15 protein-coding genes and 2 pseudogenes are annotated in these 16,724 nt (G+C 57.8%); 9 read left to right on the top strand and 8 right to left on the bottom strand.

The features are described from left to right. Positions 1-99: 99 nt before the first annotated feature. A complete protein-coding gene (locus NKH01_RS30935; RefSeq protein ID WP_502912701.1) occupies positions 100-1,401 on the bottom strand; it encodes a P-loop ATPase, Sll1717 family in 1,302 nt (433 codons plus the stop codon). 272 nt (positions 1,402-1,673) lie between these two features. Here NKH01_RS30935 and NKH01_RS30930 point away from each other — a divergent pair, with 272 nt between their 5' ends. After that, on the top strand, positions 1,674-3,014 hold the full coding sequence (locus NKH01_RS30930; protein WP_353024087.1) for an ISNCY family transposase: 1,341 nt from the start codon (positions 1,674-1,676) through the stop codon (positions 3,012-3,014). 820 nt (positions 3,015-3,834) lie between these two features. Here the strand turns inward: NKH01_RS30930 and NKH01_RS30925 are convergent. The 3 genes from NKH01_RS30925 to NKH01_RS30915 are packed head-to-tail and all read right to left on the bottom strand — an operon-like array spanning position 3,835 to position 6,731. Continuing rightward, positions 3,835-4,578, bottom strand: coding sequence for a 2OG-Fe dioxygenase family protein (locus NKH01_RS30925; protein WP_353024085.1), 744 nt, complete (start codon positions 4,576-4,578; stop codon positions 3,835-3,837). Continuing rightward, positions 4,575-5,816, bottom strand: coding sequence for an argininosuccinate synthase-related protein (locus tag NKH01_RS30920; protein WP_353024083.1), 1,242 nt, complete (start codon positions 5,814-5,816; stop codon positions 4,575-4,577). Before NKH01_RS30920 ends, NKH01_RS30925 begins: the two co-directional genes overlap by 4 nt. Positions 5,817-5,819: 3 nt before the next feature. After that, a complete protein-coding gene (locus NKH01_RS30915) occupies positions 5,820-6,731 on the bottom strand; it encodes a DMT family transporter (protein ID WP_352509681.1) in 912 nt (303 codons plus the stop codon). Positions 6,732-7,648: 917 nt separating this feature from the next. On the opposite strand from NKH01_RS30915, the pseudogene NKH01_RS30905 reads away from it, so the two are divergent. The 7 genes and pseudogenes from NKH01_RS30905 to NKH01_RS30875 form a co-directional block, all read left to right on the top strand. After that, positions 7,649-7,801, top strand: a pseudogene (locus tag NKH01_RS30905) (IS110 family transposase); the annotation flags it as partial. A 701-nt stretch (positions 7,802-8,502) separates the two neighbouring features. Beyond that, positions 8,503-8,805 carry a DUF982 domain-containing protein gene (locus NKH01_RS30900; RefSeq protein ID WP_353024080.1) on the top strand — a complete coding sequence of 101 codons (303 nt, stop codon included), beginning with the start codon at positions 8,503-8,505 and terminating at the stop codon, positions 8,803-8,805. A gap of 399 nt (positions 8,806-9,204) precedes the next feature. Continuing rightward, positions 9,205-9,309 carry a DUF982 domain-containing protein gene (locus tag NKH01_RS30895; protein WP_352509683.1) on the top strand — a complete coding sequence of 35 codons (105 nt, stop codon included), beginning with the start codon at positions 9,205-9,207 and terminating at the stop codon, positions 9,307-9,309. Positions 9,310-9,707: 398 nt separating this feature from the next. Beyond that, the gene (locus NKH01_RS30890) at positions 9,708-9,944 is read left to right on the top strand and encodes a DUF2442 domain-containing protein (RefSeq protein ID WP_352509685.1); all 237 of its coding nucleotides are present in this window, start codon (positions 9,708-9,710) and stop codon (positions 9,942-9,944) included. A 639-nt stretch (positions 9,945-10,583) separates the two neighbouring features. After that, complete coding sequence (locus tag NKH01_RS30885; protein ID WP_156948355.1) at positions 10,584-10,859, top strand: hypothetical protein; 276 nt, start codon at positions 10,584-10,586, stop codon at positions 10,857-10,859. A gap of 1,392 nt (positions 10,860-12,251) precedes the next feature. Continuing rightward, positions 12,252-13,061 (top strand): hypothetical protein, encoded by an 810-nt coding sequence (locus tag NKH01_RS30880; RefSeq protein WP_353016962.1) that lies wholly within the window; start codon positions 12,252-12,254, stop codon positions 13,059-13,061. Next, on the top strand, positions 12,964-13,923 hold the full coding sequence (locus tag NKH01_RS30875; protein ID WP_353024078.1) for an SGNH/GDSL hydrolase family protein: 960 nt from the start codon (positions 12,964-12,966) through the stop codon (positions 13,921-13,923). Before NKH01_RS30880 ends, NKH01_RS30875 begins: the two co-directional genes overlap by 98 nt. Positions 13,924-13,930: 7 nt before the next feature. On the opposite strand, the gene NKH01_RS30870 is transcribed toward NKH01_RS30875, so the two are convergent. Both NKH01_RS30870 and NKH01_RS30865 read right to left on the bottom strand, forming a co-directional pair. After that, entirely contained in the window at positions 13,931-14,119 is a 189-nt protein-coding gene (locus tag NKH01_RS30870) for a hypothetical protein (RefSeq protein ID WP_023722438.1), read from the bottom strand. 180 nt (positions 14,120-14,299) lie between these two features. Beyond that, positions 14,300-14,581: a hypothetical protein gene (locus tag NKH01_RS30865; protein ID WP_023722439.1), complete on the bottom strand. Its 282-nt coding sequence runs from the start codon at positions 14,579-14,581 to the stop codon at positions 14,300-14,302. Positions 14,582-14,894: 313 nt separating this feature from the next. Here NKH01_RS30865 and NKH01_RS30860 point away from each other — a divergent pair, with 313 nt between their 5' ends. Continuing rightward, positions 14,895-15,173, top strand: coding sequence for a hypothetical protein (locus NKH01_RS30860; RefSeq protein ID WP_023722441.1), 279 nt, complete (start codon positions 14,895-14,897; stop codon positions 15,171-15,173). Here the strand turns inward: NKH01_RS30860 and NKH01_RS30855 are convergent. Both NKH01_RS30855 and NKH01_RS30850 read right to left on the bottom strand, forming a co-directional pair. Next, positions 15,167-15,682, bottom strand: coding sequence for a hypothetical protein (locus tag NKH01_RS30855; RefSeq protein WP_353024076.1), 516 nt, complete (start codon positions 15,680-15,682; stop codon positions 15,167-15,169). The two genes, NKH01_RS30860 and NKH01_RS30855, sit on opposite strands and share 7 nt — an antisense overlap. A gap of 905 nt (positions 15,683-16,587) precedes the next feature. Continuing rightward, positions 16,588-16,724, bottom strand: a pseudogene (locus NKH01_RS30850) (transketolase family protein); the annotation flags it as partial.

Here is a 16,724-nt window from a genome sequence, read left to right as displayed (position 1 = left end):
CAATGCTGCTATGCACAATTAATGCTTCTCGGGAGCGTGGAAGGGAGTAGGTTGTCGGTATCAAGTTTCGTCCGGGTCACCTCCTCCCGACCTCGGCGATCAGGGACGGCATTTATTCCTCCCGAATGCTGTCGTCCAAATCAAGCCCGCCGCACCTCCTCCCGCGGCGGGCTTTTTCGTTGTGCGAGCGGCGGCTTCTTCCAGCCCGATGAAGGAAACGAACGCGGAGGGTCCGTCAATCGGGGCGGTTGAACCGTTCGATGGGTACGCGCGACATCCACCGTAATCTCCAGCACTTCGTTCCATGCCTCCTCGCCACCGAGTTCCGAAAGGGCGAGATGAAAGAGCCTGTGCTGGAGATCGAGGCTCATCAGGCCAGGGGCGGTTGAAGGCGACCAGCCCGTCATCGATCCTCGCTTCGAACAGCAACTTAAGTTTCTTGTAGTTCTCTAGCAAACGAGTGTCGCGCAAAACGCGGGTCTCGTCTTTCTCCAGAAGCTTGTAAGCAATTTCCAACCAAAGAACGTACTCCCAGAAGGCAGCAACGACTTCCTTCCGCGTGCCGAAGCTAAGTTTGTCTAAAATAAACTCCTTCATCTTGATAAGCTGATAGCCATCGGGGATTAAGTCGATAAAGATGTTTTCCTTATGCGCCCGGGTCCGGTCGCGGACCTGAAGGAACACGGCGGTTTTGCCACTTCCCTTTCTCCCCACAAGAACGTTGGCTTCGCCAGCTAGTGTACGCTGATAAGCGTCCGTTTCCAGAAAATAGTCCGCCAAGGAGCTGGCTTCGTTCTCAGCAACCGGATCGCCGCAGCTTAGGCTCTGGAGCAATTTTTCATGATGAGGTTTGATGGAGACGAATTCGTTCTGCAGGTCAGCGCCAAGCAGTCTGAAATCCGAAATGATCTTGTCTAGATCTCCCAGTCTCCACCATCGTGCGGCCTGATCACGAAGATCCAGAGGGAGCGTAGATTTCTGGTGCGTGATCAGCAGTGCCGGAATATTGCGGCCGCGAGCGATCCCGTAGATGAAAGCTGCACGCTGATTGTTCCGCAGTGCCTCCTCGCTATCACCCTCCAAAAAAGCGATGACACCAAACGAGGAAACAACCTGTTCGTAGGCTTCGCTGGCAGTTAGACGGCTGATTTCGGATGAATTAAAGTTCCGGAACTTAATCCGCGCGATCTTCTTAAAGGCGCTCGTCGCTCGCAAAGTCGAGTCGGTTGGCACTGGGGGCTGGAGGATGAAGACGGGCTGGTCCTTGTTCTTCGCTAGCTCTGCCCACCGTGTCGTCTCATCCGGCTTTGCAAGTATCTGCTCTAAAACATGGTCATAATTGTATCCGTCGTAGCCCAAGGTGTCCAAAAGGCCGATGGCCCTCACAGGCGCAAAGTCCATATGAGACGATCGGATCAGACGCGTAGGCTTCTGCAATCCGATCGCAAACCCTTCTCTTGGACCGCTGACCCCGACAAAATCATCGCCGCCGTCAAACGCGGGCACCAAGTGTTAGAATCCAACCAAGAGTCTAGTTTCCGTCCACAAACGTCAAACTGTTGATTTTATTGCCTAAATCGTGACTTTGCGCGGGCAAGGCCCGGCGGTTTCAGGTACACTTTGGTCTCATGCCACTGATTCCAAAGTACAATCTGCAACCGCCGGAGCCGACAATGCGCCAAGAACGCACCGTCCAAGCCAGCATATTCGATCTTTTCGCCACACACGAGATCGGCCACGAGTTGAAGGCGATGTCGCAATGGCTGGATGAGCATTGCGATCTACTTGGTTTGGTGGCCCGCGATCTGGTTCGGGTCTGTGTCAAGGCCACCGGACGGCAAGGCCTGCCCGCCGAAGCGGTGCTGCGCTGTGCGCTGCTGAAGCAATACCGGCAACTGAGCTATCAGGAACTGGCGTTCCATCTCGAGGACTCCGCCTCGTTCCGCGCCTTTGCGCGGCTGCCGTGGTCATGGAGCCCGCAGAAGTCGGTGCTGCAAAAGACGATCAGTGCGATCCGGCCCGAGACCTGGGAGCAGATCAATCGGGCACTGCTGTCGGGCGCTCGGCAGGCGAAGCTCGAAGATGGCGCGGTCGTGCGGCTGGACAGCACCGTGACCTCGGCACTTATGCATGAGCCGAGCGACAGCAGCCTGCTTTGGGATGCCGTGCGCGTCATGGTGCGCCTTCTGAAGCAGGCCGATGTGTTGACCGGTGGTGCCCGCTCACCATGGCATGATCATTGTCGGGCGGCTAAGAGGCGTGCCCGCAAGATCCAGTTCACACGCGGTCGACCAAATCGGTTCCAACTCTACCGGGAACTGATCGCAATCACCCGCGCGACATTGGCATACCTGCAGCAAGCGACCGAGCGGTTGGTCGCGGCGGGCAGTCCGCTCATCGAACTGTGGCAGGCCCAGGTCTGCCACTATCGGCCGCTGATCGAACGCATCATCACACAGAGTGAGCGGCGGGTGTTGGCCGGCGAGTTGGTGCCGGCCAGCGACAAGCTGGTCAGCCTGTTCGAGCCCCATGCCGATATCATCGTCAAGGGCAGCCGCGACACCGAATACGGCCACAAGCTCAACCTGACCACCGGCAGGAGCGGCATGATCCTCGATCTGGTGATCGAGGCGGGCAATCCGCGCGACAGCGATCGATTGCTGCCGATGCTGGAACGTCACATCGCCTTCTATGATCAAGCGCCGCGGCAGGCGGCGGCCGACGGCGGCTTTGCCAGTCGCGACAATCTGGCTACAGCCTTGACCTTGGGCGTCCGCGACATGGCATTCCACAAGAAAGCCGGCCTCAGGATCGAGGACATGGTCAGAAGCAATTGGGTCTATCGCAAGCTGCGTAACTTCCGTGCCGGCATCGAGGCCGACATCTCATGCCTCAAGCGCGCTTACGGTTTGGCGCGCTGCACCTGGCGCGGCCTTGATCACTTCAAGAGCTACGTCTGGTCCTCGGTCGTGGCTTACAATCTCGTCGTCTTCACGCGCCTCAAGCCGACCTGACGTCGAGCCATTGCGCGGGTCAGCAGCCCGCCGGCAGGCGCCGGCTCCATAGCCATGACTAACTTCCGTTCGGCGAGTTCTTTCTGGCGCGATCCACTGGACTTCGCGTCGGCCCGGTACCGCAAACGACGTTTCTTCCTGCGGCAAACCTCTGTAAACGCTCACCAAAATGGGCGTTTGTGGACGGAAACTAGTCTAGAAGCGCGCCGGCAGCCTGGGCGGGGGGCTTGGGGTTAGACTGCCGGCGCACGCCACTCATGAAGAGCGGTCCCTTTTTGCGGTTCCGACACCCATAGTCAACCCGGCAGCGTCTGAATGCCCGCTGTGCTCTTTTCAGAGCGGCTCACGATGCCGGCCATGTCGGCCGATCCTGCCTAGGATGGTGGGCCACTCTCGTCGGCCGAGTTGATGCTCCAGCCAGTATCGCCTTGCCGACCAGCATGGGTTCGCCGTTAGCAATCCATCCTCGCGAGCCAATGCTATCGTGCACGTGTCGCAGCACTCCGGGCGGCTATATCGCCTAAGACAGCATGACGAAGCGTTCCAACTTCCTGTTCGGCGAGCCCGTGTGCAGTTCCTGACTCGGACAGTGGACGAGAATTCTCTTGGCGGTACTGCGCCAGAAGGCATTCGCGTCCAACGGAATCAAGCGACGACTATCAGCCGCAAACGTAACATCACAAGAGCGGTCTTCCACCCATTGCAGATTATCCGACTGATCAGGCGGCATCCGATATGTCCGACTCTGCCTCAAGAATTCCCACAGGTATGGACAGCGATCTCGCTATTGGTCGCAACGTGCTTAGGTTCAAGACTTGATTCATAGTTTCTCGAAGGCGATGACAAGGACATCACGATATGCGAACGGCATTTTCGGATTTTCGGTCACGATCGGTGATACATCATGAAACGTCTTGCGATCGTTGCAAATCACAAAATCAGTTGGAAGGTTCATTTCGACATCGCCGAGGAACCGCTTTGAGGCATCAGTAATCGTGCTCATACCGCCGGTCACGTTAACCCGCCCGATCATGTAAGAAACGATGAAATCCACCCCGTCCTGATGAAGGCCCTCGGGTCCTGGTTTGCCGTTTACACCGTCGCGTGCAACAATCCGGTAGGGATGGAGCTTAATATCCCAACGATCATGTCCAGCGGTTTGACATAGAATTCTGCAGAAACCTGTCAGAATCTTGTTTAAGACAGGATGATATATAAACGATTGTTCAAAGGGCTCGAAGTAGCGCTTGAAGCCGCCATTCAAGTGGTTGATGGCTTTCGATTGCTCATAAGGGGCATGCGGCAGGAGCCGAAAAATTCCGTCAACTGCGTCATATTCAAACGCGCCATAGCGCCGGTAGCGATAGGTCCCGCCGTCACGCATGTATTCATCGAGAAGCAATCGATTCCAGTGGTCAGCAAAGTTCTTCCAGCCAGCATCAATTTCGATGCCGAAGCCGGCTTCGGTGCGCTTACCTCTGGAAAACCACCATCCATTCGTGACCAGATGATCAGTGCATTCTTGACCGAGGCTGCATAGCGCCTGGGGTGCGACCTTTTTCATGGGTGTCTCCCGTCTTGGTAATTTAGCGAGGGGGAAGTTTTAAAGGACGCTTGGTGGCTCGCGGCTTGGTGTTCCCAAAGGTGGCGGTCCGTAATGTATTTCGGCGTGCTGGCTATGATGGACCGAGGTAAAAAGCGCGTATTATCGACTATGTAGCTGACGCTCCCGCTGACGCCCTCGAGCGCGGACGCTATGGCCCGTTCGCACATCTTGTGAATAGTACTGCCCCATTCACCTGAAACCGCCTCCTGGGACCAGGCTTGCTCAAGCCCTTCCTTCAACACGATTGATCCGACGCCAAGGGAAGCGGTTTCGAGGTGCCGCAGCGCGTCCATGATGATGGCCGCTGCGGGGGCCTCGCGGACTTCGAGAACCTTTTCACCGGTTGAGATGTGTTCGAGCCCGACAAAGCGGCCGTGTCCGAATTTGCCAACTGTTTTATTCAGGAGCGGGATTGTGTCGATCAGTGCAACATCACGGTCATCAATTGACACGAGATTTCCGTCGATAAACCCGAGTTTGATCTCTACCGGCTGCTCTGCGGCAGTGTTGCGCGTCCAATCAAATGCCTCTTCCGGGATAGAAAAGTTCTCGGGATCTTCCAAAGGTCCAGACTCGAATTCCCGGCACCAGAGGTTTTCGTCTCCGCTCCAGGTGCGGTCCGTCACAAAAGTCAGTCCGAACTTAGAGAGGGCGGCGGCCTTCTGCTGCCGGGAAATCACCGAGCATTCATACGGACTGCCGAAGTTGCCGGAAAATCCCGAGCGCTTGATGCTATTGTTAAGGCGCGGAAGACTATTCTGCGAAAGACTTGCTGTATGAAGAATCAGCCGTGAGCCGATTGATGTTGCATGATCAACAATCAACGAGGCGATTACGGGACGGCTCAAGGAACTGCTTAACGGATAGTTACCAAGGTACTTGGCGTGGGCCCGAATGGCGGGTTTCACGCCTTGTTCGACAAAAGCTTCCCGCCCTTCGAGACAGACAAAGCGCGCGCCGAACCTGGCTGCCGTCTGTTCCAGCAAAGGCTTATCGATGGAAGTTCCGACATCCACCGCGACAGCTTCAATATTCGAAAAGCCAAGGCTTTGCAGCTTGTAGAGAAGGTAGGTGCTGTCGAGACCGCCGCTGAACATGGTTGCAACTGGTGCGTTTCGGTCCGGAAAAGCCTCCAGATCTTCGAAACTCAAAATGCCGCCGGTAGATGGTTTGATCGAAGTTGAGACGGGGTTCATTTGTCAGGTCCTGCTCTCAAAAAAGATGCCGGAAAAGGTTCCGGCGAGGATGAGGCCGGCACCTATCAAGCCCGTTGCGGTCAAAGATTCTGTCAGGAGAAGGTGCGCGAGGACGAAACCAAAAAAGGGTTCTGTTCCCATCAGCAAGCCAACCCGTGTCGGCGTGGATTTTCTGACCGCGGCGTTTTGAATGTAGAATGCAGCGATCGTGCAGAAGAGTGAAAGGAAGGCGACGGCGCCCCAAAACTGAAGGGGGGCCTTCACAATAAGGCCGTAGATTCCGAATTGACCCACGGCTAAAACGAAAGTGAGTGTTGCCACCGCCGATCCCTGGATGGCCGTCAGTGCCGCAGACGAAATCTGCCGGCCGGCCAGAAGGCGTTTGGTGGAAACGACCATAATTGCTCGCAGAATCGCAGCCCCCAGCACAAGCGCGTCACCCGGACTGAACTTGCCGATCCCGCCAGTGAGAAGGCCGACACCGATGCAGGATATGGCGGCACTTGCCAATATGCCCGGAGGTGGAAGTCGCCCCGATAGCCCATAGTCAATGATCGGCGTGAAAATTACACAAAGCGAAATGATCAAGGCCGTATTCATTGCGCTTGTCGATGCAACACCGTAAGTTTCAGCAATAAAAATTGAAAAAAGTATTGTCCCCAATACGAGGCCACGGATGCAATCGCCCCAAGAGATCGACGCGATCTCATGTCTTGCCACCACTGCCATAAAGATCGTGGTAATCAGGAAACGATAAAGAATGAGGATCAAAACCGGCGCATAGAATAGTGCGCTTTTCGCGACCGGATAGCTCGCGCCCCAAACGAATGCGGCACCCAGTACGGCCAGGTCGGCCGAGAAGGATGAGGTCAGTGACCTCCTCGCAGGTATTGAAGCACGTTCGAAAACGTCCACGTTCAAGTATCCTTTGTGCTAGCCACCCATCCTACTGTGCAGAACGAGTCAAAACAGATTAGGCCGTCCCTATAACGTTGGTATCGCGGAACTGTCCGGCCTTCCGCGAGGCGCTCATCGATGTCCCACCACTGGACTTCATTAAGCGGCGGGACGATCGAGCGGCTTTTTGTCCAGTCGTGGCCCGCGTCGCGAGATTTTGGCGTGCCCACATGCAGTAGGGGGAGTGTTTGGTTACAAGCTCGGCCCATTCCGATTGCAACCGGAGGGCGGATTCGCATGCACAGATCTTGCTGTAGCGACTGCCTGAGGCTGTTCATGGAGGAACTCCTGCAGGTTCGTGCCGTAGGTATTTGTGATTCAGCAAAGCAAATGCCGTGCCAATCCAGAAAACCATTTTTAGACAACACGATCGTTTTGATAGTGCAGTGTTTCATACCCAACATTGTCAGAAGGCCGACAATGAGTCCGACTGCCGGGCATGCAACCGAACGCTGTGATCCTGTTATCCTGACAGGTTTCCCGCTGCAGCCCGGCTTGGCAATTCATCAGGGCCTGTCGCAAATGAAAAGTCGAAGGGCGAGGCGGCTTCCGGCTCGCAGAGCGGCCCGAACGACCTCGGCGCGGTCTCTAAGCCTCGCCCCGATGCAGCTTGGCCTACATACCGACGATCTCGTTGACTACGCCGCGCGCAAGGAAACGCGGCACGAGCACCTTGCCGTAGTTGCGGACGCTGTACAGCTTCGTACTTTCTCCGGGCGGTGCGCGCGAACTGAAGGAATGGCTGTTTCGGGAAGCCGACTTGGCAGTGTCGAACGAGGATATTGCCCGTCGCTTCGTGGCCGACTGCCGTCGCACCCGCACGGGTCGGGAGTTCCCCGCCTGGCTCGGGCCGACACCTTCGCAAAACTCGAGGGGCGGCAGCGGATCCTCGGCTTGTCGCGTTGCTCGCCAGGAAACCCGTGCGCTTGGCGAGTGTGGCCATGGCGAACAAGATGGCCCGTGTGGTCTGGGCGATCATGGTACGCGTGAGACCTCAAGCTCGTCATGCCGCGAACCTTGCGGTGTAAGGTTGCGAAGAAGATAAATTTTAGGACAGAGAACAGGCGGGCCGATCGATCGGCTACCAGTAGGTTGTGAGAGCGACGCGATGTGATGGCGAGACTGGTCAGGCCGGGAACAGGGACAACCCGTCGAATGTCCGAGCACCATAGCCTGATAGGCAGATTGAGATCCAGTTCGCCGGTCCCATCAGGGCCAGCAGTCTCGGATGGCTGCATCAACAGGCCGGACAGAAGACTGCACCCGCCCAACGCGCTGTAACGTCCAATTACCTCTTGCATCGCGGGAGCCATCCACAGAGGACGTTTCTCGGAGAAGGCGACGGCGCTGCATGCGGAGTACCACCGACCGGCGGTCTGCCGACCGCCCGCGCTCGTGTCGGTAATGTCGAGGCTTCCTTCAGCGAATAGCGACCAACAGGAGAACTTTGACCGATCGCGGGTGCGAAGCCGCATTGGCATGTGAGCGCCCAAATAGACTGCCAAGCCACGCTCGAGTCAGCGTGCAGATCTTTGCCCAATGGCCCGAGGTGATGGGCTGCCAAACCGTGACTCTCAAGCTCCCCTCCGAAGACTGCACCAGAGGACTACGACCCGCTGCCTTCCTCTTAAACCGTCATCGCTCTGACAACACATTCTGCAATGCTCGGCGGATGTCGATGAGGCGGCTCATCACGCAAAGTAGGTATTCAGCAGGTCGGGAGGAACGAATGAACCCTGATGCTTTCCGCAGCCCAGTTTTCGTTAAGCGTGCAACGTACATCGTGCAAGAGATTGCCAGCCTGGCCGACGCCATCGATTTCCTCAACGAGTGGCCAGGAAACCGCAGAGACTTGATCCACGAAGCCGCCCTCAAGGCGTGCTATGATGCATACGACGAGCGAATACCTGTAAGCGCAGCGCACAATGCCTTTTTCGGCTTTGCGAAACGGGCCGCTATATTGGAAGATGCAACCTCCGCGATGCAGTGGCTCGCTGCCTGCAAGTCGGGCAGTGGAAAAGTGAAAGTGTAGGCGTACGCGAAATGTGCGAGGCTGGCGCGGGTAGCACGCCAAGGAGGGCACTGTGTCGAGATTTCACAGTTCGCCGAAAGCAAAAGCTTCTCAAAATCAACAGCAAAACGGCAGATCTCGCGCAACCCCCATCATAACCAGACCCACTGCACTCGGTCGCTAGGCTAGTGCCAAGTCCAGCGACGAAGATGCAGCGGAACCATTCGGCTGGCAAAGAAGTGCGACCGAGGCCTGTTGCCGTAGAGGAGGCGGAGAGATGATCGGCTTGAGCAGATTTGAGCGGCCAATGGTTATTAAGGTTAGCCGTCACAGATCGGAGCGTATCGTGTTCGACGTCAATGACGCGGCCGCTATCTTGCTCCGTGATCTTAGTCGTCGACCGAGAAACGGAAGATACCGATGGACGCCTGTCGGCAAGTATTGCGTGGCGAGGCTCATCCACCAGCTGCACGAAGAGCTTTCGTCGCAGCCGCGCTCGAAGCAAAAATCCTGCGCAGTGACTAAAAAATGAAGCCGCGCGATATCGGTTGGCTATGCCCAGGTTCGAGCACGCCGTTCGGCTTCAGCGTCGAGCAGCCGTTCGCCGCGAAGAGGGGCACTGCGATATATTGACGGAAAGGAGAAGGGAGTTCGCGCGGCTTGTGCCCCGGAGCGGGTCTCCACACAGACGGCGCAGCAACTGGCTTCGCAGGATCGGCCTCGGATGATAGGCAGGCCGCTGGTCGCTTCCAGCACGACCCGGCAAAGCCGACGGCGCCGAGGTCGAGTTCTCGATGAAGACTTCGATGAGTCGGACCGGATTGTCCTGCATCACGTAAACGTCTAGGCACTCGGGAAAGAGTGTCGCTTGCCGGCGATCCTCGCCCTCGACAAACCGATTCATCCCATGTCCCTTCTGAGCCTTGTCCACCGAGAGCGGGATTAGCCCGACCGGCCTTGGCCTGCACTGGCCGCAGCTCGATGCCGATGTGGATGTGCCGGCGCTGCTGCAAGGTGTGTTCGGCTCCAAGCGTTGCCAACGTGCCAAGAGAATCGCGGGCTCCCGCTGTTGGCCGGCCTCGTGCCAAAGTTGCTCGATGACATGGGCATGGTCGCAACCAATGCCTCCGCTCGCGCGCGAACACATCCGTGAAAGTTGATGCAATCAGTCAACAAACGTGATAGCGGCGTCCCCGCCTGCACTGATGGGTGCAATAAGCCTTTCAGATTGACGGAGATCAGGGGAATGGGGTTAACCCGACGCTTGGACGAACACGGCGATCGTCCGGCGCTGATCTTTCCCGGCCGCACGCCGATCACCTACCGCGATCTTGCGCTACGTGTCACAGCGGTGGCAGCCGAGTTCGGACCGGAGAAAAAGTTGGTCGCGGTAGCAGCCGAGCCGACGGAACACGCGGTCATCTCCTATCTGGCAGCCATGCACGGCAGGCACGCCGTCGCATTGATCCCGCCCTGCAACGCATCGGCTCTGGACGACTTCGTCGCCGACTATTCGCCCGAAATCATCTGCAGACGCGTAGACGCCCGCTGGCGCTGCCGCGCGGAAGCCGGGAAGTCCTGCATCCCGATCTCGCGGTGCTGCTCGGTACCTCCGGCAGCACCGGCAAGAGCCGGTATGAACAGTTTGCGCGCGGATCTTTCGACAAGTCATTGCTCCACGAGCCGAAACGCTTGTGGAAAAGAAGCGCGGCGCTCGGGAGGACGAATGAAGCGATATTACAAGGTCGTTCGTCCTATTGGCCATCTTGGGCTGGCTGACGTGGCGGCTCTGTGGTCGCATGACAGCAGCCGGCCACTTGGGTGTGTTGGCCGCCGCGACAGCAAATATCGCAGCGGCCGGTCCACCCGCCGAGCAAGTCATATTCTTCCACCATGTAGCTCTTGATCTTCAGCCAACTGCCGTGCCGCCAACCGGCTTCCATGGATGCAGGTCAATTCACGATTTGCTGAAACGCGCTGTTTCCGCCCGGGTGGAGCTAGCCTGTCAGTTTAGTGAAGTCGTGGCGCCGCGCGCGAACATGTGCCAGCAAATTCGTTTCGTTTACGACCCCTGATTGAAAGAGATTCAGCATGGTCGAGGCCAGAATCTGACCGTCTATCGAAGTGCTGTACCATTTAGCGTCGGCGGTTATCTGGTCGACAACCCGCTGGCAAATCGCCCGATCTTTAGGTCTAAGGAACTGACTTTTCGGCGCTCGTAGCATCTCGATGCCTTTAAAGGGGAGTCACTTGTCTCCCACGCGAGCCCATGCGCGGGTCTCCGGAGAATGGATACTAAACGCATCCAGACAGAAAATTGCCATTCGTTTGAGTGGTACCGATGCGGGGCCTTGGCATCGGTGACGTGGTTGCGATCACGGCCGCGGTACGGAGGGGGTCACCGACGACCGTATCAGTGATACAACGCACTTCCTTAGCGGGCGGCCCAGCAGCTTGGGTTAGGGGGCGGCCGCTGGGCCTGACCAGCGAGCCTTTAGGGAATGCTCGACTGGCTGGTTGGTATTTTAGATACCTCTAATATAATCGAACCATGCGAACGAAGTACGCGGCGGTAAGAAAGTGGCTGGCGTCCGATTCACTTACCGCGCGGTTTTGCCTTGGGTTCTGGCGAGCTTTCGGACGGGTTTGCAGCCAATTTTGCAGATCGCCGATCTGTTACCCACAGGGACTTTTTCCTCGTCAACAAATCGTCACGATCGCCCTCAGCGGTCGCTCGGCTATGCATGGCAGCTATGGCGTAGTCGGCTCTGTTGGTTCGATAGTCTTCTCTTTGGACAGTCATCGTTTGCTCCCAGTTTCATAGCCCCTCTTTTGCCCTGGCGGGGAGATTAACTGCCGGTGCATTACGCGAGTCAATCGATGAAACGACCACTCCGCGGTTGCGAGGGCGGGAAGCAAGCCGACAATTTTAACGTTGGAACGGCTTACAGAGTGCCGGCAACACAGCCGCCCTTTCGTCGGGCTGCGTTGTTCGCGTCCATGTTGCCCTTCAGCTCGGCTCTTGGCTTCACGTGCCTTGATGTCTGTGTTGTCGCATCATGCTGCCAACCGGCAACCCAAGCCAAAACACGCCGTCCACGTCACGGCGGGCGGTTCTGTCTTGTACGGCCATTATCGGCGCCAGGTCGGAATTCGTTCGGTAAAGTTCGGCTTCCAACTGGCTGCAGGACTTGCCCGCGTATACGATGGACGAAACCAGCATGGGATTGACGTCGGCTGGGCGAGTAGCGCAGCCCGGCAAAACGCTGATGGCTACAAATGCACATAACTTGATTCATGCTTCCCCCCAAAATGCCCGCGGCGAGCATGCGTTGAGGGCAGGACGAAGTCTATGTGCCTTGACGGCATGCCGAATATATTCCTATTCTGCGGGATGCCGCACCCTCGCCGACACGAAGCCGTTTCCGAATATCACCTCGCCAAAATTGAACGACAGGCGTGGCGCCTTGTCTCTGTCGGTCGGGGCGACGCTTTTGGACCTCAAAGTGTCCGCTGCCGACCTCGGCCCGCGGGTTGGTGAACCCGTTGAAATCATCGTTGATCTGATCGCCGCACAAAGCCTTCAGATCATCGGCAGCATCGCGGTGTCATCCGGGGTGGCGCACAACGAGAGCAACACGGTCAACCCGGCAGTGGCGGGCGGGCTGGGCTACATGAGCGTTGGGCTGACCGTCACGCCGACCCAGAACGATGTCACGTTTGGCACGAGCCTGCTGGTTCGGCTCAACATCGCTGCCGGCGTCGGTGCGAATGGCCTGTTCGTGCTCGGCTGGGCTGTCCAGAAGGCCAAGTCACGCCTGACCTACATCGGCGGGGCTCTCCAATCTGCGGCCATGGTGGCGGAGGATGCGCACCCGAAGCTTAACATCGACCCGTTCTTCCGCATTGCGGCCAGCGGCGTCACCAACGACTATGCTGGCAACCCCCTGATCGGAGCATCGGCTGGCGGGTTTCCTCCTGTTCTGGTCAACGCGCCGGCAGGCTCGCCCTTCGGCACCAAGGCCATCAAGCTGCCGGCCGGCCACGCTGCACGACATCAAGACGCCCGTAGCCGAAGCAGGGTTGACGGTGGGAGAAACTGTCTGGTGTATCTTCGCCTTCATGGCGGGGAGTGCCCAGTCCATCCAGTTCATCCACTACATTCCGGTGTCGTCCGGGGTGACCCAGACCGTTCAGATAACCAAAACGGTCAATGGCCTGACGTATATTTCGCTGCCCATCGTGGTCACCCAGAACGACGTTACCTACGGCCTTAATCACCAGCTCCGCATCCTTCCGACAGGGGCCTTGGCCGCGGATGCCTACCTTCCCGGCTGGGCCATCCAGAAGGCACCGGGCCGGCTGATCGATAACCATGGCCGGTTTGACAAACTGGCCAAGGACGTTGCCTCCGTGCCGGCCTCGCAGTTCGCCGGCAAGATCGGTGCGCACTTCGGCGATAGCATCATCGAAAGTGTCATCTGGCCGGGCATCACGCCGACCGCCAAGATTGCCCAGCGCACCGGCATGACGATCACCAACTGCGGCGGCGGCGGTACCCGCATGGCCAACCATGCTGCGAACTATGACAAGTTCTCGTTTTACCGGCTGGCCGATGCCATTGCCTCCGGTGATTTTTCCCAACAGATAGCCGCAGCAACGGTCATCGGAGGCACCTTTCCAGCGATTGCAGCGCGCATGGCATCGGTGGATTACAGCCTGCTGGATTACCTGATCCCCTCGTTCGGCACCAACGACTTCACCGGCGCCGGCCCGACGTGCCCCATCGGCACCAATGCGGACATAACCGGGGCGACCTTCAAGGGAGCCATCAACTACGGCATCCAGACGATCATGACCGCCCGGCCGAACCTGAAGCTCATCTTCACGACGCCGATATGGCGGACGCTGGACGGCACTGCGGGAGGAGCCGGAAGCCAGCTGATCGACTACGCCAACGCCATGCTTGAGGTCTGCGCCCTAAACAGGGTGCCAGTGGTCGATCTGTACCGCCGCTTCATCATCAACCAGTTCAACTACGTTCATTGGATGGGTCCTGGAGACGGAACTCACCCCAACAATCTTGGACAGGACCTGATCGGCGGCATGATGGCGGCGGGGCTGTTCGACACCTTCTAAGTTGCGCCTAGACAATCTCGGCGCGGACGAAATGCCATGACGCCGTGTTAATGATCGTGTCCGGGGTGTAGGGATTGGTGAGTTTCACTAGCGTCCCATCAACTTCCGCGACCGTCCAGACGCCAGTTTCGTCGCTCCAGTCGCCCGGAACCGCTACAATCATGGTGATGCGGTAATCTCTTCCGATTTCGAACATTCGGCCCTCCCCACTTTTTTGGTTCGGGGCAGAATGCGCGCGTGCTTGGGCCGGCGCAAGCGTCACCGACCTCGCAGGCGCGGATGGCGTCGACCAGCGCGACAACCGCGCCACGGGCCAGGTGGATGCCATCCTCGACGTGATCTCGAGCAACCTTTTCACGGCGATGGCAAATCTACCCTAGTGGAAGTCAATCTTTTTCGACGGCTGCGCGGTGTGGCTTTTGAGACTGATGAGCGCAGGCGTGTCGATCTTCGACGCTATCCGCCGGGCCAGTTCCCGCAATTCGAAAAAGCCGTCAATACTCATCAGGCTCAACGGTGTGCCTGACGAAGTATCCCACCGCAAAGGTACTTTGTCTTGCCTGTACGAAGATCCGTTCATCTCGCAAATGGCGTCGTAAATCGCCTGTGCGATCGACATTTCGGCACGGATACGCTCTGCGTCTTTTTGGCTGTTCATAAGAATTTTTCCACAAACCATGGTCCCCCTTAGCCGCTTTCATTAGGTGTCGCTGGATCACGCGGATGTGACACGTCGGATAAAATCGATTGATATGGCCGAGGGAGCGCACGCGGTTTTCTTTGGTCTTCGCCGTGTTGAGCGCCGTGCAAGACTCGTGCCGCGTCCATCTTGATCGCAGCGTTGAATGGGCACTATTCGCAATGTATATTGCGCCCATGAGCACTGCAGCTGACAACAATTTTTTGCTGCCGCCCCCGGCTCCAGCGTATCTGCCGGCGCGCGTCATCGGCGACCCGAAGAAGGCGGCGTAGTGGTCAGCCCGCTTCCGGATCCCGAGGTCGCGGACGAAGCGCCAAGCGAGCCCTACCTCACCCCATACGACAATAAACGCGTCGCCATGTATATGTGGCTGCTGGACGCCGCCTATGACGACGAGGATTGGCGCGTGGTTGCCAGGACTGTGCTGCATATCGATCCCGAGAAGGAACCGAAGCGGGCGCACCGAGCCTGGGAAACTCATCTCGCCCGCGCCCGGTGGATTCTCAAGGAAGGGTACAAGTTCCTGTTCCCGAGCCCCACGACTCACTGACGAGTCTGTCCGTTAGGGCCGAAATTGGGGCCGCAAGAAGATACCGACAAAAGGTTTAATGAAATCAACGGCATCTGGCGGAGGGAGTGACCGTCCGGCTGTTTTTTCGCGCCGACGTCATGCCTTTTCTTCGCACCGGTTAAAGGTTTTGGTTCCCTGGACCAGGAAACATCGATGGGGCTCGCGGTCACCCAGGTGAACCCACCGCATCCACCATGCGCATCAAGCGCACTGGTCAGTCGACGCGACAATACACGAGACCCGCCGCGCAGTGCCTGCAGTTCTTTGAGACTGGCACTGATGAAGGCAAGTGCCTCGCCGCGGTTGGGAACCGGTCCCTTCTTCATAGCACGAACCCTGCTGCCACGAATTGACCCCAACTTAATTAAACGCGCTCTCATGGCGTGAAAGTGACTGTCAGCATTGGAGGCGCGGAAATTTCTCCCAATGCAGATGCTCAGGACGTCCTTCGCACTGCCGGACGGTGCCTTTTTGAAGCGAAACAACATGGACGAAATCGTGTTTCGTTCGTCTATGAAGCCGCCATGTTGCGGGTCGTGACGCCCTAACCTACCGCTGGCCCAGCCCTGACGCTGGCAGAGTATCGCGAGAATGGGGCCTGCCTTCCAACCGATTGCGGATGCACCAACAACCCGGCCACGTACGACGTTTCACAGCTTGGGGCCTATTTTTCAGGTAACCGGCAATTCGTTGGAGTCCGTTCTCCTAAGTGACGCAAAAAGGCCCGCCCCATTGTCTGGAGCAGGCCCTTTGACTTGCGCGGTACTCAGAACCTTGCCGCTTCGCGAAAGATAATAGCGAATGGTAAACATCGACTGAACGTCCGTGCCGCTTCGGTGGCCTTGGGTTAGGTGCGGCCTGTCCTTGTTGCTTGGCGAGATCGGGGCGGCTGATGCCGGCTCAGTGCGACGCGGATTTCGTGCAAACCCCAACAATGCTGCCCCCGCATCGATCACCGCAAGCAGATTGGCCAGCTAAATGTCATCCACTGCAGGGCAAATTCGTTCCGAGCGCGCGCATGCAGTGCCTCCCAGCATTTGTCGGCCGGCGAGCAAAGGACAGACGAGCCAACATCCCGAAACTTGCTTACGTCGAACTCGCGGGAGACCGGCACCAGGGGGCCTGACACCAAGGTCCTCGAATGCCCTCGATGTGTGTTCAAGATCCTAGGAAGTTCTCTCCTTACCACTGGAAGACAGCTCGTCCAGCCGCATCTGAACAGGAGGCCGGTGCTCAATCAGTGCCCGCGCAGGATGTGCCCGATTGACAGGCATCAGGGAAGCCCAGGTCCTTAGTCCACAACGCTGTGACGAGCGCGACAACCGCGGCGGGGTTAGCCAGCTCACAGTTCAAGTCGATGACTCAACTGTTGTGTGGGGAGAGCTCTTACTTCTCATTCGCTCCAAATGCGGACGCGGCGCACGAGCTCGGAAGTTGAGATCCCATAGCGATCGTGAAGCGTCGGCAGCGCGCCAGCGTCGAGGAACTCGTCGGGCAGGGCGATCTGGCGAAAGACTGGGGTCACTCTCT

Origin of the sequence: Mesorhizobium sp. M1403, from assembly GCF_040317695.1 — a bacterium.
In the GTDB taxonomy this organism is placed as follows: Bacteria; Pseudomonadota; Alphaproteobacteria; order Rhizobiales; family Rhizobiaceae; genus Mesorhizobium.
This window is presented reverse-complemented; position numbering and strand designations above follow the sequence as displayed.

Coding starts and splice junctions, on each gene's coding strand:
- NKH01_RS30935 (WP_502912701.1), bottom strand. CDS start 1,401: ATGGACTTTGCGCCTGTGAGGGCCATCGGCCTTTTGGACACCTTGGGC.
- NKH01_RS30930 (WP_353024087.1), top strand. CDS start 1,674: ATGCGCCAAGAACGCACCGTCCAAGCCAGCATATTCGATCTTTTCGCC.
- NKH01_RS30925 (WP_353024085.1), bottom strand. CDS start 4,578: ATGAAAAAGGTCGCACCCCAGGCGCTATGCAGCCTCGGTCAAGAATGC.
- NKH01_RS30920 (WP_353024083.1), bottom strand. CDS start 5,816: ATGAACCCCGTCTCAACTTCGATCAAACCATCTACCGGCGGCATTTTG.
- NKH01_RS30900 (WP_353024080.1), top strand. CDS start 8,503: ATGAACCCTGATGCTTTCCGCAGCCCAGTTTTCGTTAAGCGTGCAACG.
- NKH01_RS30895 (WP_352509683.1), top strand. CDS start 9,205: ATGGACGCCTGTCGGCAAGTATTGCGTGGCGAGGCTCATCCACCAGCT.
- NKH01_RS30885 (WP_156948355.1), top strand. CDS start 10,584: ATGACAGCAGCCGGCCACTTGGGTGTGTTGGCCGCCGCGACAGCAAAT.
- NKH01_RS30870 (WP_023722438.1), bottom strand. CDS start 14,119: ATGTTCGAAATCGGAAGAGATTACCGCATCACCATGATTGTAGCGGTT.
- NKH01_RS30865 (WP_023722439.1), bottom strand. CDS start 14,581: ATGAACAGCCAAAAAGACGCAGAGCGTATCCGTGCCGAAATGTCGATC.
- NKH01_RS30855 (WP_353024076.1), bottom strand. CDS start 15,682: ATGTTGTTTCGCTTCAAAAAGGCACCGTCCGGCAGTGCGAAGGACGTC.